Raw genomic sequence first — 20567 nt, forward strand, 5'->3', positions numbered from 1 at the left:
GGGCCGGGCGCTCGGCCGGGCCCGCCGCTGCGCAGGCGGCGCGGTCCCGGCCCGGATCAGGTCGCCGCGAAAGGCATCAGCGCGATGGGCGCCGTGGTCGGGTGGAGGGAACCGCCCACGGGCTCGACGGTGATGCCCATGCCCGAGGCGGGCCCGATCGGGCCCTTGAGGAGGATCGTCTGGTCGGCGGCGCCCGGGGTGACCAGGCCGGCCGGGCGCATCACACCCGCGTCGTTGAACCAGAGCTGGTAGGTGTGGCCGGACGGCAGGTCCGGCAGGCCCGGGGTGAGGAAGACGGCACGGTTCTCGGTGCGGGAGGTGACCACGGTGGCCCGCGCGCCCTGGCCCGCGCCGGCGACCGCGCCGACGGTGGCGTGCGCGTCCGGCGCGGACAGGACGGCGGCGATCTGGGCCGTCTCCGCCTGCGCCTGCTGGGCCTGCTGGTGGGCGTCCTGGGCGCGCTCGTACTGCCAGGCGGCGACGCCGCCGAGACCCACGGCGGCGGCGATGCTCGCGGCGAGCGCGAAGCGGGCGCCGCGCCGCACCCGGGACGGCTCCGCCGACGGCCGGGGCGCGGGCAGGTCGACCTTGGGCGGCTCCTGCCGCACCTCGGCGATGCGCCCGAGCACCTGCTGCTTCATCGCGGCCGGCGGCGGCTGGGACGCGGCCAGGGCCAGCCGGGCGCTGGTGGCCACGAACTCCGCGACCTCCACCGCGCAGGCCTCGCAGTCGGCCAGGTGCGCCTCGAACGCACGGCGTTCGTCCTCGTCGAGCGCGCCGAGCGCGTACGCCCCGGCGAGCATGTGCAGGTCGGCGGCGGTCATGCGGTCACCCCCAGGCAGTCGCGCATGCGGATCAGTCCGTCGCGCATCCGGGCCTTGACCGTGCCGAGCGGCACGGCCAGCAGTTCCGCGACCTCGCGGTAGGTCAGGCCCCGGTAGTAGGCCAGCACCACCGACTCGCGCTGCGTCTCGGTGAGCGCCCGAAGGCAGCGGCGCACGTGCTCGCGCTCCAGCCGCCGGTCGACGGCCTCGCTGACCTCGTCGTAGGCGGGCGTCTGCGCGAGCAGGGCCGCCTTGTGCTCGCGGTCGGTGGCGGCCTGGGCGCTGCGGACCCGGTCGACCGCGCGCCGGTGCGCGATCGTGAGCACCCAGGCGAGGGCGCCGCCCCTGTCGGGGCGGAACCGGGCGGCGGTGCGCCAGACCTCGACCAGCACCTCCTGGGCGACCTCCTCCGACTGTGCGGGGTCGCGCAGGACACTGCGGACGATGCCGAGCACGGGCGCCGCGATGTGGTCGTAGAGCGCGGCGAACGCGTCCTGGTCGCCCTTGGCGACCTGGAGCAGCAGCTCGTCGGGCCGTTGCCCCGGCACCGGCGGCGTGCCGAGGAACGTCGGATCGGTGCCGTCGCTCCTCCTGGTGCTGTGCGGTCCGTCCACGGCTCTCCCACATCCCCTGGTTCCGGCGGAACCGCCCCGGCGGTCCGCGTCCATCCTCTTGCTCCTTCTTCGTGGCCGCGAGGCACTCGGACGGGTGGCGCGCACGGTTTTCTGCTCCGTCCACCCATCCGGGCGCGCGGCGGCTCCGAACACCTGGTGTCACAGCGGTCGGGGCGGTCGAGGAGGAGTTCCGTGGTGGAGCGGGAACAGGTCGCGGTGGTGGGTGGCGGGGTGGCCGGACTGACGGCCGCGTACGTGCTGCGGCAGCGGTACGACGTCACGTTGTACGAGGCGGACCAGCGGCTGGGCGGGCACGCGCACACGCACGACGTCGTCGACACGCGCGGGGCGCTGCAGCGTGTCGACACCGGCTTCCTCGTGCACAACCGGCGCACCTACCCGACCCTGCTGCGGCTCTTCGGGGAGCTGGGCGTGGCCACCCAGGCGTCGGAGATGAGCATGTCGGTGCGGTGCGAGGGCTGCGGCCTGGAGTACGCGGGGGCACGGGGACCGCGCGGGCTGTTCGCGCAGCCGCGGCGCGCCGCCGACCCCCGTTTCCTGCGGATGCTCGCGGAGGTGCCGGTCTTCCACCGCCGCGCACGGGCACTGCTGGCGGCTCCGGCCGAGGCGCCGGAGCCCACGGTCGGAGAGTTCGCCCGCCAGCACGGGTTCTCGGCGTACTTCGTGGCGCACTTCCTGACGCCCGTCGTCTCCGCCGTGTGGTCGTGCCCCGGCGAGGTCGCCCTGGCCTACCCCGCCCGCTACCTGTTCCGCTTCCTCCAGCACCACGGCATGCTCTCGGTCACCGGCTCGCCGACCTGGCGCACCGTCACCGGCGGCTCGCAGGAGTACGTGCGCCGGATCGCCAAGCAGCTGCACCGGGTCCGCACCGGAGCCCCGGTCACGCGCGTCGTCCGGCACCAGGGGACCGGCGTGGAGGTCGAGGACGCGACGGGGGCGGTCCTGCCCTACCGGGCGGTCGTGCTCGCGCTGCACCCGCACCGGTCACTGGCCGTGCTGGACGAGCCGACCGAGGCCGAACGAGAGGTGCTCGGCGCCTTCCGCTACTCCCGCAACCCGGCCCTGCTGCACGGCGACACTTCGGTCCTGCCGCGCAGCGGCGCCGCGCGGGCCTCCTGGAACCACCTGCTGCCCGCCTGCGACGCGGACGCCGGCGCTGTCCAGGTCTCCTACGACCTGAACCGCCTGCAGCGCCTGGACACCACCGACCGGTACCTGGTGACCCTCAACGCCGGGACGCTGGTGGACCCGGCGACGGTGCTGGACCGGATGGACTACGAACACCCCGTCTACACCCGCGAGTCCGTGGCCGCACAGGCCCGGCTCCCCGACCTGGGCACAGCCGTCTGCGCGTTCGCGGGCGCGTGGCACGGCTGGGGCTTCCACGAGGACGGCTGCCGCTCCGGGGTGGCGGCCGCCGCCGCGTTGGGGGTGTCGTGGTGACCACCACCTCCCGGCCGTCCGATGCCGGCCCCCGCCCGGCCCGCCGCGCCGTCGGCCGCCCGGCCCTGCCGGGTGGCGCGACGCTGTACGAGAGCCGGATCCGCCACGTCCGGACCGCACGGCAGCGCTACGCGCTGGACCACCGCACCTTCCACTGGCTCGTCGATCTCGACCGGCTCCCCCGACTGCCGCGCGCCCTGCGACCGTTGGCGGGCTTCGACGTCCGCGACCACTTCGACGGCCGGGGGCCGACCGTCCGGGCCGGCCTCGACCGCTTCCTGGCGGGCGAAGGCGCTCCGCCCGCCGACGGGCGGGTGCTGATGCTCACTCAGGCACGGGTGCTGGGCCATGTCTTCAACCCGCTGACGGTGTACTGGTGCCACGACGCCGACGGCGCCCTGCGCCAAGTGGTGGCCGAGGTGCACAACACCTACGGCGAGCGCCACGCCTACCTGCTCGGCCCGGAGGCCGCCCGGCACGCGGACGCCGAGAAGGCCTTCTACGTCTCCCCGTTCCTGCCCGTGGCGGGCCGCTACCGGATGCGGCTGCCCGTCCCGGACGGGCGGCTGGACCTGACCGTGCAGCTCGAGGTCGACGGCTCTCGCGCGCTGACCGCGACAGTCCGGGGCACCGGCCGCCCGTACACGCCGCGACGGCTCGTCAGGGCGACGCTCCGGCACCCGCTCGCCCCGCTCGTGGCCTCGCTCGCCATCCGCTTCCACGGCGTCCGCCTGTACCTGCGCGGACTGCCCGTCGTGCCCCGCCCCGACCACCGGCCCCAGGAGGGCATCCAGTGACCCTGCAGCAGACCTCGCCGCGCACGCCGCTCCTGCGGGACCGGCTCGACCCCCAACGCTGGGCCGACGTCGTGCGCGTCCCGACCAGCTCGCCCCCGCGCACCGCCGTCGCCCGCGCCGTCATCACGCGCGCCCTGAGCCGCCTGCCCCTGCGCGTGCTGCTGGGCGACCGCGTCCTGGGTCGGGGCGGACCGCTGCTGGAGGTGCACGACCCGGAGGCGTTCACCGCCCGCCTCGCCCGGGACGGCTTGATCGGCTTCGGCGAGTCCTACCAGGCCGGCGAGTGGGACGCACCCGACCTGGCCGGCACGCTGACGGTGATGGCCGAGCAGCTCACCACGTTGGTGCCGCCCGCGTTGCAACGGCTGCGCCGCCTGTGGGAGGCCCGGCAGCCCGCCGGCGCCGGCAGCGAGGCGGCCGCGCGCAGCAACATCCGCGCCCACTACGACCTGTCCAACGAGCTGTTCGGGCTCTTCCTGGACGACTCGCTCACCTACTCCAGCGCCGTCTTCGAGCAGATGCCGGCCCGCTGGGAGCAGTTGGAGCGAGCACAACACGCCAAGATCGACCGGCTGCTGGACCTGGCCTGCGTGGGGCCCGGCAGCCGGGTACTGGAGATCGGCACCGGCTGGGGCGAGCTGTGCGTCCGAGCGGCCCGACGCGGGGCCACGGTGGTGTCGCTGACGCTCTCCCAGGAGCAGCACGACCTCGGCCGCGACCGGGTGCGCGCCGCCGGGTGCGCCGACGCGGTGGAGATCCGGCTCCAGGACTACCGCCGTCTCGACCCCGAGCGCGACGGCCGCTTCGACGCCGTCGTCAGCGTCGAGATGATCGAGGCGGTCGGGGTGGACCACTGGCCCACCTACTTCCGCACCCTCGACACGATGCTGGCGCCCGGCGGCCGTGTCGCCCTCCAGGCGATCACCATGCCGCACGACCGGCTGCTGGCGACCCGGCGCACGTACACCTGGATCCACAAGTACATCTTCCCGGGCGGCATGCTGCCCTCCAACGAGGCGATCGACGAGGCCACGCGCGCCCACAGCGCCCTGCGCGTCACCGAATCCGAGGGCTTCGGCACGCACTATGCGGAGACGTTGCGCCTGTGGCGCGAACGGTTCACCGCGCATGCCGCCGAGGTGGCGGAGTTGGGCTTCGACGAGGCCTTCCGGCGCATGTGGACGCTCTACCTCGCCTACTCCGAGGCCGGCTTCCGCTCCGGCTACCTGGACGTCCGGCAGATCCTGCTCACCCGGGAGGACGAGGCATGACCGGAACCAGCGACCGCCCGACCACCGACCGCCTGGAGACCGGCCGCCCGCCCACCGACCGCCCGATCACCGACCACCCGGCCGGCGACCATCCGGCCGGCGGCCCCACGCCGAGGCCCGCCGCCGACACACCCGCCCGGCGGGCGTCGGGGGCCGCCGCACGGCTGCTGCCGCTGGTCGAGGTGTTGACCGGCACCCCTGCCCCCCTGCGGCTGCGGGCCTGGGACGGCAGCACCGCCGGGCCGCCCGACGCCCCGACCCTGGTACTGCGCTCCCGGCGGGCGCTGCGCCGTCTGCTGTGGCAGCCGGACGAACTGGGCCTCGCCCAGGCGTACGTCAGCGGCGACCTCGACGTCGAGGGCGATCTGCGCCAGGCGCTGCGCACGGTCCGCGAGGCCGTCGAGGAGCGCGGACGGGTCCAACCCCGTCCCGGCACCGCGTTCCTGACCCGGGCCGCGCTGACGGCGGCGCGGCTGGGTGCCGTCGGCCCGCGTCCGGGCGCGCCGCAGGGTCAGGCACGGCTGCACGGGACGCCGCACACCCGGACCCGGGACCGCGCCGCGATCAGCCACCACTACGACCTCTCCAACGAGTTCTACGAGCTGCTCCTGGATCCGTCGATGGCCTACTCGTGCGCCTACTGGACGCGCACCGACCCCGGCTACTCCCTCGCCGACGCCCAGCACGACAAGCTCGAACTGATCTGCCGCAAGCTCGAACTGCGGCCCGGCATGCGACTGCTGGACGTCGGCTGCGGGTGGGGCGCGCTGGTGCTGCACGCCGCCCGGCACCACGGCGTCCACGCCGTCGGCGTGACGCTCGCCGCCGAGCAGGCGGGCTTCGTGCGCGAGCGGGTTCGGCAGCAGGGCCTCGGCGACCGTGTGGAGATCCGCCACCAGCACTGGCGCGACGTGGAGGCCACCGGGTTCGACGCGGTCACCACGGTCGAGATGGGCGAGCACGTCGGTGACGACCACTACCCGGACTTCGCACGGCAGTTGCGCCGGGCCCTGGCCCCGGGCGGACACCTGCTGCTGCAGCAGATGTCGCGCGGCGCCCACGCCCCGGGCGGTGGCGCGTTCATCGAGTCCTTCATCGCACCCGACATGCACATGCGCCCCCTGGGCGCGACCGTGTCACTGCTGGAGGAGGCCGGGTTCGAGATCCGCGACGTCCAGGGGTTGCGGGAGCACTACGTGGCCACCGTCGACGCCTGGCACGAGACCCTGGAGCGGCGCCGGGAGGAGGTCACCGCCCTGGTCGGGCCGGTGACGGCCCGGGTGTGGCGGCTCTATCTCGTCGGCGGGTCGCTCGCCTTCGAGCAGGGCCGGATGGGCGTGGACCAGGTGCTCGCGCAGCGGCCGGGCGCATCCCCCTCCCGCCCCCGGACGAGGTCGGCGCGGTGAGCGGATTTCCATGGGCGGCGTTCGCGGTGAACCTCGGCGCGGCGGCAGGGGCGGCGCTCGTGGTGCTGCTGGCGACCTTCGTGCTCGCGTCGGCCAAGGGGGTGCACCGGATCGTCGACAGCGCGTGGGGGCTCGCCTTCGCGGCTGTCGCCGCGACCTCGTGCGCCCTCGCCGCGAGCGGTGGCCACGGCGACGCGGGGCGGCGCGGACTGGTCACCGCGCTGACGGTGGTCTGGGGGCTGCGGCTCTGCCTCCATATCGCCCGGCGCGGGCGCGGCCACGGCGAGGACCCGCGCTACGAGCGGCTGTTGGCGAAGGCCGGTCCGGGGCGGGCCCGGCGGGCCTGGTACGCGCTGCGGATGGTCTACCTGCTGCAGGCCGCGCTGGTCTGGCTGGTGTCGCTGCCGGTCCAGGCGGCCTGCTACGCGCCGCGCCCGATCGGACCGCTCGCCGTCGCCGGGGCGGTGGTCTGGGCGGCGGGCGTCGCCTTCGAGGCCCTCGGCGACCAGCAGTTGCACGCGTTCAAGGCCGATCCGGCGAACCGGGGCCGGATCATGGACCGTGGCCTGTGGGCCTGGACCCGTCACCCGAACTACTTCGGCGACTTCCTGGTCTGGTGGGGCCTGTACCTGCTCGCCTGCGTCAGCCTGCCCGTCGCCGCGGCGACCCTCGTCTCCCCGCTCACCATGACGTTCCTGCTGACCGCCGGCAGCGGCAAGGCCCTGCTGGAACGCCACATGGCCGACCGTCCCGGTTACGCCGCGTACCGGGCCCGGACCAGCGGCTTCTTCCCCCGCCCGCCCCGGCGCCCGCCGCGGTCGCCGGATCACCCCTCGCGCAGCAGGTAGCAGGGCGCGTCGGCGGGCGTCGGGGCCCGCCGGATCTGCTCCCTGGTGCGGTCCAGATGGACCACGCGGTCGGTCAGGTCGATCGAGACGATGGTCCCGACGGGCAGGAGCAGGCGCCGTGCGCTCCGTGCCGGTCCGTCCCGGCGGGCGCACCCGCCGGAGGGGCCGCCCTCGGCCCCTCCCTCTCCCTCGATCCGGCTCTCTCCCTCGATCTGGCCGAGGCGTCCGTCGGACGCCTGCACGACGAAACCGGCGAGGTCCATCGCCGGTTCGTAGACCGTGTGCTGGCGCAGGGCCGCGGTGCCGGACTCCACGGGCTTCTCCTCTTCCCTCGTGACTTCGCTCGCGCAGGCGGCACTGCCGTCCATGGGCGGGCCGCGCGGGGTGCGCCTGCCCCGGAACCGGCACCGGTATGCACCGTTTGAGGCAGGGGCGAGCGGGCAGACGCCAGCGGTCGGCACGGGAGGACGACCCGCAGCCGACACACGGGCGAAGCGAAGCGCACATCCCCCGGCGCCGGCCCGCTTCGCCCCAGGCCCGGGTCCCGCGTCCTTCCCCTGTGGCGCGGGGCCCGGCCCTCAGGTGTCCGGAGCCTCGTCCGAGGGCCTGCCCGAGGGCAGCGGTTCCGGCGGACGCGTCACCCAGCGGATGCCCCGCACCAGCAGGTGGCCCGCGACCGGCGCCGAGGCGCGGAACGGCATCGGCAGCGGCAGACCGAGTGCGGTCCTGGCCCACCAGGGCAGCAGGTCCAGCGCCGCGAGCGACAGCGCGAGGTAGGCCGGGCGGGCCGCGAGCGGCAGCGGCGGGTTCAGCACCAGGTAACGGGCGGCCTCCCGGGCGGCCGGAGTGGCCGCCAGCTCCCCGCGGTAGGACGCGAAACGCCGTTCCAGCTCCGCGTGGTCCAGCGGCGGCTCCGGGATGCCCAGGGCGCGTGCCACGCGGGCGGCGTCGGCGACGTAGCCGTCCTGCTGGTCCCGCGTCAGCGGCTCCCCGCCGTAGCGTCGGTAGGCGGCGAGGAAGCAGCGGACCTCGGCCAGGTGGACCCACTCCAGCAGGTGCGGGTCGGTCGCGTCGTAGCGCCGTCCGTCGGGGGCGGTGCCGTGGACCCGCGCGTGCACGCCCCGGACCCGGTCCACGGCGCGCTGCGCGTCGGCGGCGGTGCCGTAGGTGGTGGTGGCGAGGAAGGTGCTGGTGCGCTGGAGCCGGCCCCAGGGGTTGTGGCGGTACTCGGAGTGGGCGTCGACGGCGGCCATCGCCAGCGGGTGCAGGGTCTGCAGCAGCAGGGCGCTCAGTCCACCGACGAACATGGACGCGTCGGCGTGCACCACCCGGATGGGTCGGTCCGGAGCGAACCAGCGCGGCCCCGGGGTGTCGTGGATCCGGCCGGCCACGGCGTGGCCGTCCGGTCCGGCGACGCGCGCGAAGATCGCCGCGCCCATGTCGCGACGCAGCCGCTCGGGTCCGTACCGCCAGCCGTCCATGTCTTCGATTCTGCGCTCCTTCCAGGCCGCCCGAGGGTGCTTCCACAAGTTGAACGCTCTTGCCGGAAAGGGGTGCTGATTGCCTCCATTCCATTGACGCAACCTTGTCGGCAGTGCTTCACTCGCCCTCGCGGAGAGCGCTCTCTAGGCTCCGCACGTCAGGTGCCACCTCACCCGCCACTCCTGGGAGAGCAATGCCCGTCGCCCCGAACCGCCGTACCGTCCTCCGCTCGTCGCTCGCCCTGGCCGCCGCACTGCCGCTGGCCGGCGCGCTCCCCTCCGCATCGGCCTCCGCCACCCCGTCGGACCGGCCGGGCGCCGCCGACCTCGGCCCCAACGTGCTGCTGTTCGACCCCTCGATGGGCGACGCGGCGATCCAGGCCCAGGTCGACTCGGTCTTCGCGACCCAGCAGTCCAACCAGTTCGGCACCGAGCGCTACGCGCTCGCCTTCCTGCCCGGCACCTACAACGTCGACATCAACGTCGGCTTCTACACCCATGTGCTCGGCCTCGGCGCGGCGCCGGACGACGTCGTCATCAACGGCCATGTCACCGTCGACGCCCAGTGGTTGGGCGGCAACGGCACGCAGAACTTCTGGCGCGCAGCCGAGAACCTGTGCATCGTCCCGCCGGACGGCCTGGAGCGCTGGGCCGTCGCCCAGGCAGGCCCGATGCGCCGCGCGCACATCAAGGGCGACATGACGCTGTGGCCGAGCCCGCCCGGCAACCGCTGGTCCAGCGGCGGGTTCCTGGCCGACAGCGTGGTGGACGGCCAGGTCGACTCCGGCTCCCAGCAGCAATGGCTCTCGCGCAACGACCGCTTCGGCTCCTGGACCGGCTCCAACTGGAACATGGTCTTCGTCGGCACCCAGGGCGCCCCCGCCCAGCACTTCCCCAACCCCGCCTGGACCGTGGTCGACGCCACCCCGACGGTGCGCGAGAAGCCGTTCCTCACCCGCAACGCCGACGGCTCGTACCAGGTCTTCGTCCCGGCGCTGCGCGCCGACTCCGCCGGACCGACCTGGGTCTCGGGTCCCGCGGCCGGGCATGCCGTCCCACTGTCCCGGTTCCACGTCGCCCGTCCCGGCGAGAGCGCGGAGTCGATCAACCGTGCGCTCGCGCGCGGACAGCATCTGCTGCTCACCCCGGGCGTCTACCCGCTGGCCGCCCCGATCCGGGTGCGCCGCCCCGGCACCGTCGTGCTCGGCCTCGGCCTCGCCACGCTCCAGGCCACGAACGGCAACGCACTGCTGGAGGTCGGCGACGTCGGCGGCGTCTCGGTCGCGGGCATCCTGCTGGAGGCCGCCTCGGCGGGCTCCCCGGTCCTGCTCAGCGTCGGCGAGGGCCGCAGCCGCACCCGCCACGTCGCGAACCCCACCGTCCTGTTCGACGTCTACGCCCGCATCGGCGGGGCCGTGGCGGGCGGAGCGGACGTCAGCGTCCGGATCGACAGCAACGACGTCATCTGCGACAACCTCTGGCTCTGGCGCGCCGACCACGGCAACGACGGCACGGTCGGCTGGACGGTCAACCCCGCCGACACCGGCATCGAGGTCAACGGCGACCGGGTCACCGCCTACGGCCTGGCCGTGGAGCACTACCAGAAGTACGAGGTGTTGTGGCGGGGCGACCACGGCCGCACCTACTTCTTCCAGAACGAGCACCCCTACGACGTCCCGACCCAGTCCGCGTGGACCCACGACGGCACCCTCGGCTACGCCGCCTACAAGGTCGCCGACACCGTCACCTCCCACCAGGCCTGGGGGTTGGGCAGCTACTGCTTCTTCGACCTGAACGCGGGCATCTACACCGACCGCGCCTACGAGGTCCCGGACACCCCCGGCGTGGTCTTCACCGACCTGATGACGGTCTGCCTCAACGGCCCGGGCGGCGGCGGGATCCTCCACTGCATCAACGCCAGCGGCGCACCGGTCCAGAACGGCTTCGGCACCTTCTACATGACCGCCTACAGCGACGGCGCCGCCACGCCCTGACGTGTCGTCATCGCGCCGAAGCCCGGCGGGCGCACGGCCACCCCTGTGCGCCCGCCGGCCCACTACCGGACGAGGTACTCGTCCCGCGTCATCGCGTGCACCGCCACGGGCTGCCCGGTGGCCGGGACCTCGGTGTCGAACCGGTGGGTGAGGCCGAGCTTCTCCATCACCCGCCGCGAACGGTCGTTGTCGACGTGCCGGATGCTCACCAGACGGTCCAGGCCGCAGTTGTCGAAGCCGTAGGCCTGCAGCGCCGTCGCCGCCTCGGTGGCGTACCCCTGCCCCCAGAACCTGCGGGCCAGACGCCACCCGATCTCCACCGCCGGCAGGACCTCGGGCAGGAAGGCGGGCTCCAGGAGGGCGACCCATCCGGTGACCTGGTCGGTCTCGCGCTCGACCACGAGCAGCAGGCCGTGGCCGTGGTCGTCCCAGTACTGCCGGGCCCGCGCGATCGACTCCGACGTGCGGCGGTGGTCCAGCGGCGGAACCGACCCGTCGCCGATGTAGCGCATCACCTCCGGGTCGGTGTTCAGGGCCGCGAGAGGTTCGAGGTCGTCCTCGGTGGACGGGCGCAGCACCAGGCGCTCGGTGGTCAACGTGATCATTCGGCCACCCTCCCATCTCAGGACGCCACGTCAACTCCTGTCGACCGCCGCGGTGATGTCGTCGAGGGCCGCGCGCAGACTCGGTGGGCGCCGAGCGGTGCGCGGGCCACCGAGGGAGCGCCAGCCGGGGCCGCCGAGCAGGAGCAGGGAGCCGTGCCGGGCGCCCGCGACACCGAAGGGCAGGGCGAGCAGGTCGGCCGCGAGCTGCGGGGCCGCCGTCGCACGGGACTGCGACCAGAGCAGGACGGCCGCCGGGCCGAGCCGCCGGTACGCCTGCGCCAGGGCGAGCGGTGGGACCGAGGCGCCGAGCATGCGGAACGCGACGCCCCGCGCGGTCAGGGCCGCCGCGACGGCGTCCAGCGGCAACGTGTGCTCCTCCCCCGGTGTGGCCGCGAGCAGCGCGACGGGTCCGCTGCGCGGCACGGCGGCGACGCGGCGGCGCAGTTCCGTGGCCACGTGCCAGGAGAGCAGGTGCTCGACCTCCACGTACGCCTCGCCCAGCGCGGCCCAGCGGCGGCCCGCCGCGCGCAGGGTGGGGGCGACGACGTCCTCCCAGGCACCCTCGACGCCCCACCGGTCGAGGGCGGAGTCCAGCAGTTCCTGGAGGGCGGGTGCGTCGAGCCGATCCGCGGCCCGGATGAGACCGCGTGCGTGGCGGCGGCGTTCGGCCTGGTCGTCCCGGGAACCGTCGCCGGCCCGGGAATGCTCCCCGGCAGGCGAAGCGATGTCGGCGGGGGAAGCCGCAGCGGCACGGGAGTCGCGGTCCGGCGCGCGGCGCGCAGTGGCCTGGCGGGCGGTCGTCAGCGGCCCGAGGGCGACGACCGAGGGCGACAGGTCGCCGGTCGCGGCGCGGGCCGCCTCCGCGGGCGGCAGGCCCTGCGCGGTCAGCCTGCACATGGCCTCCAGCCGGGCGATGTCGGCGGCGGTCCAGCGGCGATGGTGCCCCTCGGCGCGCTGCGCGGGGCCGATGCCGTAACGGCGCTCCCACGACCGCAGCGTCACGGGCGAGACGCCGAGGCGCCGGGCGACCTCGCCGGTCGGCAGGCCGCCTGTCCCGCCCACGGATCCACTCCCGCTCACCGGGCCGGGACCCTGCGGGAGGCGTGACGGGACATGGCGCCCTCCGTGTGCTCGCTCCTCGCCCCAGGGTCCTCAGCGGCCGCGGGGGTTCTCCTGTTGCATCGATGATGCATCGCTCTGCGGGCGCTCGCCGCACCGGGGGCAATGATCCGCGGGCCGTGGGCGGCACCAGAGATTGACCTGTCGGCCGGGACGGCGCCGCCGCGCTCGGAGCAGTGCATGGGTGCGGGAGCCTCCGGATGGCGACCCACCCGCCCGACCGGCGCCGCGGGGTCCGTCCGCGAGGGCGGCTCGGCCCCGCGACGCCGCCTCCCCCGGGCGCACGGCCTGCCGGGTGCGGCCCCGCCGACGGCGCTGTCCGCCGCCCTGGAGGCGTCCGCGTGAACGCTCATCCCCGGGCCGGCAGGGGGCGGATCACCGTGCCGTCGTCCAGGACGGCCGTGACCGGACCGCCGCGCGCCCAGGGGGCCGACAGGACGTGATCGGCCGTCACGTCCGTGCCGGGGCCGCCGGGTGGGGTGATCCGGTGGACCCGGCGGCTGCCCGCCGCCAGCAGGAGCGCCGGGCCGCCGCCCGACGGCGTCCACCGGACCTGGGCGACCACGTTCTGCTCGAAGCGGCTGCACGCGCGCCCGTCCGGCTCGCTGCCGGTGACGGTCGCGCCGCCGGCGCCGGGGGCGAGGAAGAAGGTGCCGGCCGAGCCGGCGCCGTCCCAGTGGTCGGCGCGGGCGCAGACCCAGGCGGCGGTACCCGCGTTGCCGGGCAGCGGCTGCTGTGCGAACTCCCAGGCGTTGACGGCCTTCACGTCGGCGCCGCGCAGCGCGGGCAACGTGCAGGCCAGGCGCGACCAGAGCACCAGCGCCGCCGGTCCGGTGGCCTCGCGCGGGGACTGCGCCGGGCCGGCCTGGGGCGGCGGCTGGTAGGTCAGGTGGGTGGCGACGACCCGGCCCAGGTCGGTGAGCAGGAAGGCGTGGTGTTCCGCCACGCGCGACGAGGAGCGCAGCTGCAGCACCGGCCAGCTGCTGCCGCAGCCCCCCGCCGGGGGACGCGCCACGAGCGGGGTGACGCCGTCGTGCTCGGCGAGGTCGCGGGCGGGGGTGTCGGGTGTGCGCAGGTCCCGCAGCTGCAGGCTGCCGACCCAGGGGGCGATCAGGAACCGGTCGCCCGCGGCGGTGCTCCGCAGCAGGACGGCCCCGGCGGTGGTGACGTCCGCGTCGTCGTGGCGGGCCACCTGGAGCCGCTCCGGGTCGGCCGCCGTGGGCGTGTCCGGGCGGGTGTAGCGGGCCAGGCGGGTGCCGTCGTCCAGCAGCACGACGGCGGCGCCGTCGAGGTGCCCGGCCCACAGCACGCGCGGGGTGGAGAGCGGCGGCAGCGCGTCCGTGCCGGGTTCGGCCCGGACCAGGGTGGGCGTGCACCAGCTGTCGAGGGCACGGGCGACCAGGGAGGCGTCGTCGAGCGAGGGCCCCCGGGCGGGCCAGACGCCGAAGTCCAGCCGGGCGGTGTCCGTCCAGGCGCCCGGTCCGGCGGCGGACGGCGGCGTCCCGGTGGCCTCGACGCAGGAGGCGTGCAGGACCGGTCCGGCGTCCGCGCCCGTCCGCAGGCCCGCGGCGGTGGCGGCGAGCGCCACGCCGACCACCACGCACAGCGCGGCGAGGACCACGACGGGACGGCGCGCCCCGGATCGAACCAGGCCGGGTCGGGCGCGGACGTAGCACGGGTCGAAGGCGGGGCCGAGCAACAGCGGCCCGGCCGGTCCGGCCCCGGCCCCCGTCTGCGCGAGCTCGGCCGCCACCGCAGCCGCCGCCGCGGTGGCGGCGACGGGCTCGCCGACGCCTGCGGCACGCAGCGTGTCGACCGTCGCGTACTCGTCCAGCCGCTCCAACTCCAGCAGCACGAAGGCCGCCCGCTGCGCGACGGACAGGCCGCCCAGGCGCTGGTCCAGCCGCAACGCCTTCGGCTCGTCCAGTGGCGGGAACAGCCGCAGGTCGGCTCCGCGCCAGGACCACGCCTCCCATCGGCGCGGCGCGGCGCCGAGCACGGCGCGCAGCACCACCGCCCGCGCCTGCGCCGGGTCCGCCACGCCGGCCGCCCGCCGGGCCGCCCGGTGCGCCAGCAGCACCCGGCGGTGGCGGTCGATCGACGACGGGAGCATCAGGTAGGCCATGCGGGCCGTCCCGTCGTACCGCGTCGACGAGGCGGCGTCCGCCTGGAGCCGGCCCATGAGCACTCCTCCCCGCCCCGGGGGTCGTCGGCGTCCGTCCGCCGCGCCGGGGCGTCCCGGACGGCCTAACGCGAGGATCATCGGATGGTCACGCCGTGCCGCCGAATCGATACCGCAGCGCGCCTCCGGACGGGGCCCGGACGATGCGGGATCGCTGCGGCTGGTCCGCCCGTCCCGGCGACGCGAGGTTGGGTGGGCGGCGACCGGCCCCGGTCACCGCCGTCGCAGCTGGTCGAGGTGGTGCCATGTCCCGGACGGTGGGTGCGGAGGCGGAAGCGAACGGCGGGGGAACCGGCGCCGACCTGTGTCTGGTCACCGGCGCCACCGGCTACATCGGCGGGCGACTGGTGCGCGAGCTGCTCGACGCCGGCTACCGCGTGCGCTGCCTGAGCCGGAACCCGGACCGGCTGCGCGACCAGCCGTGGGCGGACCGCGTCGAGTCGGTCCGCGCCGACCTCGGCGACCCGGCCTCGCTGCCTCAGGCCCTGGACGGCGTCGCGGTGGTCCACTACCTGGTCCACTCCCTGGGCAGCGGCAGCGAGTTCGAGGAGACCGAGGCGGCCGCCGCGCGGAACCTGGCCGAGGCCGCCGCGCGGGCCGGCACCCGTCGCATCGTCTACCTGGGCGCGCTGCTCCCGCGCGGCGTCGCCGCGTCCGAGCTCTCCCCGCACCTGCGCTCGCGGGCGAGGGTCGGCGAGATCCTGCGCGCCGGTCCGGTGCCGGCGGCGGAACTGCGCGCGGCGGTGGTGCTCGGCTCCGGCTCGGCCTCGTTCGAGATGCTGCGTCACCTGACGGAGCGCCTGCCCGCCATGGTCACGCCGCGCTGGGTGCGTACCCTGATCCAGCCCATCGCCGTCCGCGACGTGCTGCGCTACCTGGTGGCCGCCGCCGCGCTGCCGGCGGAGGTGAACCGGAGCTTCGACATCGGCGGTCCCGAGGTGCTGAGCTACCGCGAGATGATGCTGCGGTACGCCCGCGTCGCCGGGCTGCCGCGCCGCGTGGTGGTGCCCGTCCCGGTCCTCACCCCGGCCCTGTCCAGCCACTGGGTGGGCCTGGTCACCCCCGTCCCGGCTGGTTTGGCTCGGCCCCTGGTCGAGTCGCTGCGGCACGAGGTGGTCTGTCGGGAGGACGACATCAAGCGCTACGTCCCGGATCCGCCCGAGGGCCTGATCGGCTTCGACGAGGCCGTCCGGCTCGCCCTCGCACGGATCAAGGACGCCGAGGTGACGACCCGCTGGTCCTCGGCCGCCGTCCCCGGAGCGCCGAGCGACCCGCTGCCCACCGACCCCGGCTGGGCGGGCGGTTCCCTCTACGAGGACGTGCGGCAGGCCGCCGTGGCGGCGGACGCGGACGCGCTGTGGCGGGTGGTCGAGGGGATCGGCGGCGACCACGGCTGGTACTCCTTCCCGCTCGCCTGGGCGCTGCGCGGCGGCCTGGACCGGGTCGTCGGCGGCGTGGGGCTGCGGCGCGGGCGACGCGACCCGCACCGGCTGCGGGTCGGCGAGTCGCTCGACTTCTGGCGGGTGGAGGAGATCGAGCCGGGCCGACTGCTGCGCCTGCGCGCCGAGATGCGGCTGCCGGGCCTGGCCTGGCTGGAGCTGCGGGTCCAGCCCGACGGCCCCCGGCGTTCCCGCTACGTGCAGCGGGCTCTTTTCCACCCCCACGGCCTGGCGGGCCATTTGTACTGGTGGAGCGTCGCGCCGTTCCACGCGTTCGTGTTCGGCGGCATGGCCCGCAACATCGCCCGGGAGGCCGCCGGCGGCACCGGCCCGAGGGAACGCCGACACGGCGGCGGCCTCGTCGGCACGCTGTCGTGAGGGCCGACGGGCCCTGTCCAGGGCGTGCCCCCGGGCAAGGCCCTCGCCGGAGCGGGCGGGATCGGGTGGGATTCGCTGCGGAAGCGATGCGTCCTGCGCGATGATCACGTCGGCGGTTTAGCTGATCAGGCGAGAGGGCCTCCCCCGACGGCACGTCCGTGGGCCCTCTTGCCGCGGCGGCCGGGGCGACCGACATGGTGCGTCCGATCCCGGCCGTCGCACTCTCCCGGCGGCACCCGCACATCCGCCGGCGGTCGCCACCCGCGTCAGCGGTCGAAGCGGGCCCAGACCGTCTTGCCGGTCGGCTGCGGGGTCGTCCCCCACGAGGTCGCCAGGCGACGGACCACCTGCAGTCCGTGCCCGCCCGGGCGGGCCGGGTCGCCGGGGGTCGGCAGCGTCGGCGCGCGGCCCTCGCCGTCCGTCGCGCCCACGACGACCGCGTCACCGTCGAGGGTGACCACCAGCTCCAGCACCCCGCCGCCGTGCGTCATCGCGTTGGCGACGAGTTCCGAGACGACGAGCAGCACGTCCTCCGCGCGCTCCACCTCGTCCGGATCCTCCGCCCGCGAATCGGCCCAGGCCCACTCGGCCAGCGCCCGCCCGGTGAAGTCGCGGGCCCGGCCGACGGGCCCGCTCACACCGCGCAGACCCAGGCGGCGCACCTGGCGGTCGGGGGCCTGGGGGTGGACACCCGCGTCGGTACGGGGGCCGTTCACGCGGCCGCCAGCGCGGCGGCGACGTCGGCGTGCGTCTCGAAGACGCCGTCCGCGCCGGTCAGCTCCAGCAGCCGACGCAGCTGCGGGCCGACGCCCGCGAGCGCGAAGCGGCCGCCGTCGTCGACCGTGCGCAGCCGCGCCTTGAGCAGGACGTTCAGCCCGGTGGAGTCGCAGAAGCGCAGCCCGGAACAGTCGATCACGAGGTACGCCACGCCGTCGTCGGCGAGCGCGAGGGCCGCGTCGGCCAGCAAGGGGGCGGTGTCGTGGTCGAGTTCACCCGCGAGCGCGACGACGCCGGCGCCGCTCTCTCTGCGCACCGAGACGGTCAACCGGTCCTCGGCGGAGTCGGTGATGGGTGTCTCGGGCCGTTCGGGCATGCTCGCGGTCTCCAACTGGTCGGCGGTCGACTGGTCAAGGGCAACTGCTCAGGGGCACCTCAGCGCAGAGGCTATCGCGCACGTTCCCGCCGAGCGACGACCCCATGCGCGGCGCGGCACGTTTGCGGTCGGGCCCGAGCGGTCAGACGCCACCTGTCCGGGGCGGACCTGGCCCGGACCGCTCGGAGCTCCCGGGGGCCACTCCCCCGGACCCCGGGGGCTCCAGCCCATCGGGCCGCCGCCGGCAGCGCGGCGGCCCGGACCGGACGGACGCGGTACGACGCAACGGGACGCGAACGGGATGCGGGGTGTGCGGTGGACTCCCACCAGGTGATCGGGCCTGTGCCCTCACACGGGCGGCCGCCGTGCCGACACGCCAGCCTGCCCCTGCACGACCGTGCCGCGCCGGCCTCCGCGGCCCGTGACTTCTCGCTGCTCACCCTCCGCTCCTGGGGCCTGCCGGACGACCTCGACGAGGGGCCCGGCCGGGTCGGCGACATCGTGCTCGTGGTCTCGGAGCTGGTCACCAACGCCGCCCGGCACGGCGGCGGCGCCCTGTGGGTCGCGCTCGCCGCGACCGAGGAGGACGCGATCCGCGTCGAGGTGGCGGACCTGAGCCGGCAACTGCCGACGCTCACCCACCCGAAGGCCCCGGCGCGACCCGGCGGCCACGGGCTGCCACTGGTGCTGCGCGCGGCCGACCGGGTCGGCATCGACCTGGGGCAGGACCGACCGGGCAAGTCCGTCTGGGCGGAGTTCCGCACGGACGCCCCCGTCCCCCGCGACCACCCCGGCTGATACAGCCGCTGACCTGCCCGAACGCAGCGCTTCAGCCGGTGTCCTCCCACAGGCACCCACCGAATCATCACGGAATGGGCACCTCCGCCGTGCATCATCCGTGCCCTGCGGGGTACGCGGCGGGAGATGCCCGAAGAAACCGGGCCCTGTCGCGAACGGCGGCAGGGGCCACGTCGACGGAGGAGCCTCATGCCCCGCACTGTCACCGCCACCGCACCCGTCGTCGGCGCCCGCAGGCCGGAGACCCGTGAGACCGGCTACAGTGCCGCCGCCGCGCCCGCCGCGGCGGAGCGCGACACACCAGCGCTGCCGGACATACCCGATCCGAGCAGCGTCGACACCGCGACCGCCAAGGAGCTCTCCCGGGTCCTGTTCGTCCGACTGCGCGCGCTGGAGGAGGGCACCGCCGACTACTCCTACGTCCGCAACTCGCTGGTCGAGCTCAACCTGGGCCTGGTCCGCTTCGCCGCGTCGCAGTTCTCGCACCGGCACGAGCCGATGGAGGACATCATCCAGGTCGGCACGGTCGGCCTGATCAAGGCCATCAACCGGTTCGACCCGGACCGCGACGTGGAGTTCCTCACCTACGCGCTGCCGACGATCACCGGTGAGATCAAGCGCTACTTCCGCGACTCCAGCTGGGCCGTCCACGTGCCGCGCCGCCTCCAGGAGCTGCGCCTGCGCCTGGCCAAGGCCCACGACACCCTCGAACAGGAACTGAACCGGGCTCCCACCACCCGGGAGCTGGCCGACCACCTCGGCCTGCCCGAGCAGGAGGTCGTCGACGGCCGCGTCGCCGCGAACGGCTACACCGCCGGCACGCTGGAGACCCCGGGCACCGCGGACTCGGACGAGGACAGCCCGCTGGAACGCCGCGTCGGCGTCGTCGACGAGCGCTTCGAGCAGGTCGAGGCGGTGGCCGCGCTCAAGCCGCTGATGGCCCGGCTCTCCGCGCGCGACCGCAGGATCCTCGGCCTGCGCTTCGTCGACGAGCTCACCCAGTCCGAGATCGGCGAACGCATCGGCGTCTCGCAGATGCAGGTCTCCCGCCTGCTCGCGAGCGCACTGGCCAACCTGCGCCAAGGCCTCGCCGAAGAGGACTGACGCAGCCGGCCTCCGTTCAGCCGAGGACCACGGGGTTGGTCAGCGCCGCCATCGCACCGTCGGGGCGGCGCACCTCGATCCGCACGAACGCCGCCTCCGCCGCACCGGTGCGCCACTCGACGCTCCCCGCTCCGGACGCCGGCAGCGCCTCGCGGTGCATCCGGCCGCGGTCGGTGTGGAAGCTGACGGCCCCGGACGGGACCCCGCGCAGGTGCGCCCGCACCGTGACGGCGTCCCGTCCGGCCTCCAGCCGTTCCCCGATCCCGGCGCTGCGTCCGCCGTCGGCGACGGCCGTGCACGACAACTCCACGGCGGCCGAGTCGGCGATCCAGCTCCGGCCCGTCCGGATCGCGTCGAGTACGGCCGTGGCGCTCAGCTCCTCGGCGCGCACGACCGTGTGCGGGACGGCGATCTGCCCCTCCAGGTGGGTGTCGCTGTTCCCCATGGCCGGTCGCCACCGGCCCGCGTCGATCCCCTCCGCCAGACTCCTGCCCCACTCGGCGAGAGCGGCCTCGTTGTCCGCCTGCCACGGCCGGTCCGAGGTCCACGGGCCGTTCCACACCTCGACCACGTCGAGGCCCGCGTAGGGGTACATGAACGTGCCGCCGGGATACGGCGCGTGGGGGTGCGCGGCCACCGACACCCCACCGCCTGCCCGGACCTGGGCGAGGCAGCGGCCGATCCGGCGGTCGCCCACGCGGTGGTCCCACTCGACAAGCTCGCCCGGCGGCAGTCCGAGTGCGAGCCAGTGCCCGGCCCTGGTGGTGACCTCCTCTCCCCGCAGGACCAGCAGGTCCTGGGAGGCGCACGCCGCCCAGGCGCCGTGCGCGCTCACGGAGTTGTGCTCCGTCGCGGCAAGGAAGTCGAGCCCGGCGGCACGGGCGGCGGCCGCCAGTCGTGCGGGGGTGAGCTCGCCGTCGGAGTGCACGGAGTGGACGTGGCAGTCCCCCCGGTACCAGCGCGGTTCCGCCTCGGGCACGGTCCGCCTCCTCTCCCGTCTCCTCCCGCCGAACGCACGCAACCGATCCGGCGTTCCCACCGTTTCCGTCGGCCGGATCGGGGCAAGCGCGAGCTGACGGCGTGTCGGCGGGCCGTGCCCTGACCGGACCCGACCGACACGCCGTTGCCAAGCGTCCGTTCGTCACGTCCC

20 protein-coding genes are annotated in these 20567 nt (G+C 75.3%); 10 read left to right on the plus strand and 10 right to left on the minus strand.

Translation table 11 applies throughout. The features are described from left to right. Positions 1 to 56: 56 nt before the first annotated feature. Both BMY61_RS14035 and BMY61_RS14040 read right to left on the minus strand, forming a co-directional pair. Complete coding sequence (locus tag BMY61_RS14035; RefSeq protein ID WP_042447162.1) at positions 57 to 824, minus strand: anti-sigma factor; 768 nt, start codon at positions 822 to 824, stop codon at positions 57 to 59. Beyond that, positions 821 to 1372, minus strand: coding sequence for a sigma-70 family RNA polymerase sigma factor (locus BMY61_RS14040; RefSeq protein ID WP_042447442.1), 552 nt, complete (start codon positions 1370 to 1372; stop codon positions 821 to 823). Before BMY61_RS14040 ends, BMY61_RS14035 begins: the two co-directional genes overlap by 4 nt. Positions 1373 to 1630: 258 nt before the next feature. On the opposite strand from BMY61_RS14040, the gene BMY61_RS14045 reads away from it, so the two are divergent. The 5 genes from BMY61_RS14045 to BMY61_RS14065 all read left to right on the plus strand — a co-directional run bounded on the left by BMY61_RS14045 (position 1631) and on the right by BMY61_RS14065 (position 7224). Continuing rightward, positions 1631 to 2902 carry an NAD(P)/FAD-dependent oxidoreductase gene (locus BMY61_RS14045; protein WP_042447160.1) on the plus strand — a complete coding sequence of 424 codons (1272 nt, stop codon included), beginning with the start codon at positions 1631 to 1633 and terminating at the stop codon, positions 2900 to 2902. Positions 2903 to 2967: 65 nt separating this feature from the next. Continuing rightward, positions 2968 to 3699: a DUF1365 domain-containing protein gene (locus tag BMY61_RS14050; protein ID WP_042447440.1), complete on the plus strand. Its 732-nt coding sequence runs from the start codon at positions 2968 to 2970 to the stop codon at positions 3697 to 3699. Beyond that, entirely contained in the window at positions 3696 to 4970 is a 1275-nt protein-coding gene (locus BMY61_RS14055; protein WP_042447158.1) for an SAM-dependent methyltransferase, read from the plus strand. The genes BMY61_RS14050 and BMY61_RS14055 overlap by 4 nt, the downstream gene beginning before the upstream one ends. Continuing rightward, positions 4967 to 6376 (plus strand): class I SAM-dependent methyltransferase, encoded by a 1410-nt coding sequence (locus tag BMY61_RS14060; RefSeq protein WP_082014988.1) that lies wholly within the window; start codon positions 4967 to 4969, stop codon positions 6374 to 6376. Before BMY61_RS14055 ends, BMY61_RS14060 begins: the two co-directional genes overlap by 4 nt. Then, positions 6373 to 7224 (plus strand): DUF1295 domain-containing protein, encoded by an 852-nt coding sequence (locus BMY61_RS14065; RefSeq protein WP_042447156.1) that lies wholly within the window; start codon positions 6373 to 6375, stop codon positions 7222 to 7224. Before BMY61_RS14060 ends, BMY61_RS14065 begins: the two co-directional genes overlap by 4 nt. Here the strand turns inward: BMY61_RS14065 and BMY61_RS14070 are convergent. Both BMY61_RS14070 and BMY61_RS14075 read right to left on the minus strand, forming a co-directional pair. Then, complete coding sequence (locus tag BMY61_RS14070; RefSeq protein ID WP_042447154.1) at positions 7203 to 7538, minus strand: hypothetical protein; 336 nt, start codon at positions 7536 to 7538, stop codon at positions 7203 to 7205. The two genes, BMY61_RS14065 and BMY61_RS14070, sit on opposite strands and share 22 nt — an antisense overlap. A 264-nt stretch (positions 7539 to 7802) precedes the next feature. Continuing rightward, entirely contained in the window at positions 7803 to 8705 is a 903-nt protein-coding gene (locus tag BMY61_RS14075; RefSeq protein WP_042447152.1) for an oxygenase MpaB family protein, read from the minus strand. Positions 8706 to 8899: 194 nt separating this feature from the next. On the opposite strand from BMY61_RS14075, the gene BMY61_RS14080 reads away from it, so the two are divergent. After that, positions 8900 to 10699, plus strand: a complete 1800-nt coding sequence (locus BMY61_RS14080; protein WP_042447150.1) for a hypothetical protein — start codon at positions 8900 to 8902, stop codon at positions 10697 to 10699. A gap of 62 nt (positions 10700 to 10761) precedes the next feature. Here BMY61_RS14080 and BMY61_RS14085 read toward each other — a convergent pair whose 3' ends face one another. Further along, a complete protein-coding gene (locus BMY61_RS14085; RefSeq protein ID WP_042447148.1) occupies positions 10762 to 11304 on the minus strand; it encodes a GNAT family N-acetyltransferase in 543 nt (180 codons plus the stop codon). A gap of 30 nt (positions 11305 to 11334) precedes the next feature. After that, positions 11335 to 12366 carry a MerR family transcriptional regulator gene (locus BMY61_RS14090; protein WP_082014987.1) on the minus strand — a complete coding sequence of 344 codons (1032 nt, stop codon included), beginning with the start codon at positions 12364 to 12366 and terminating at the stop codon, positions 11335 to 11337. Positions 12367 to 12603: 237 nt separating this feature from the next. Here BMY61_RS14090 and BMY61_RS46110 point away from each other — a divergent pair, with 237 nt between their 5' ends. Then, positions 12604 to 12768, plus strand: a complete 165-nt coding sequence (locus BMY61_RS46110; protein WP_161791247.1) for a hypothetical protein — start codon at positions 12604 to 12606, stop codon at positions 12766 to 12768. 4 nt (positions 12769 to 12772) lie between these two features. Here BMY61_RS46110 and BMY61_RS14095 read toward each other — a convergent pair whose 3' ends face one another. Further along, entirely contained in the window at positions 12773 to 14605 is a 1833-nt protein-coding gene (locus tag BMY61_RS14095) for a hypothetical protein (protein WP_052438655.1), read from the minus strand. A 245-nt stretch (positions 14606 to 14850) separates the two neighbouring features. Here BMY61_RS14095 and BMY61_RS14100 point away from each other — a divergent pair, with 245 nt between their 5' ends. Further along, the gene (locus BMY61_RS14100) at positions 14851 to 16422 is read left to right on the plus strand and encodes an SDR family oxidoreductase (RefSeq protein WP_042447143.1); all 1572 of its coding nucleotides are present in this window, start codon (positions 14851 to 14853) and stop codon (positions 16420 to 16422) included. Positions 16423 to 16688: 266 nt separating this feature from the next. Here BMY61_RS14100 and BMY61_RS14105 read toward each other — a convergent pair whose 3' ends face one another. Both BMY61_RS14105 and BMY61_RS14110 read right to left on the minus strand, forming a co-directional pair. Then, the gene (locus tag BMY61_RS14105; RefSeq protein WP_042447141.1) at positions 16689 to 17138 is read right to left on the minus strand and encodes an ATP-binding protein; all 450 of its coding nucleotides are present in this window, start codon (positions 17136 to 17138) and stop codon (positions 16689 to 16691) included. Further along, a complete protein-coding gene (locus BMY61_RS14110; RefSeq protein ID WP_042447138.1) occupies positions 17135 to 17515 on the minus strand; it encodes an STAS domain-containing protein in 381 nt (126 codons plus the stop codon). Before BMY61_RS14110 ends, BMY61_RS14105 begins: the two co-directional genes overlap by 4 nt. A 342-nt stretch (positions 17516 to 17857) precedes the next feature. Here BMY61_RS14110 and BMY61_RS46115 point away from each other — a divergent pair, with 342 nt between their 5' ends. Together BMY61_RS46115 and BMY61_RS14120 are read left to right on the plus strand one after the other, a co-directional pair. Continuing rightward, complete coding sequence (locus BMY61_RS46115) at positions 17858 to 18313, plus strand: ATP-binding protein (protein WP_161791246.1); 456 nt, start codon at positions 17858 to 17860, stop codon at positions 18311 to 18313. Between the two features lie 189 nt (positions 18314 to 18502). After that, positions 18503 to 19417: a SigB/SigF/SigG family RNA polymerase sigma factor gene (locus BMY61_RS14120; protein WP_042447135.1), complete on the plus strand. Its 915-nt coding sequence runs from the start codon at positions 18503 to 18505 to the stop codon at positions 19415 to 19417. A gap of 16 nt (positions 19418 to 19433) precedes the next feature. On the opposite strand, the gene BMY61_RS14125 is transcribed toward BMY61_RS14120, so the two are convergent. Then, entirely contained in the window at positions 19434 to 20396 is a 963-nt protein-coding gene (locus tag BMY61_RS14125; protein WP_042447132.1) for a CehA/McbA family metallohydrolase, read from the minus strand. Positions 20397 to 20567: the final 171 nt, after the last annotated feature.

Origin of the sequence: Streptacidiphilus jiangxiensis, from assembly GCF_900109465.1 — a bacterium.
Taxonomy (GTDB): Bacteria; Actinomycetota; Actinomycetes; order Streptomycetales; family Streptomycetaceae; genus Streptacidiphilus; species Streptacidiphilus jiangxiensis.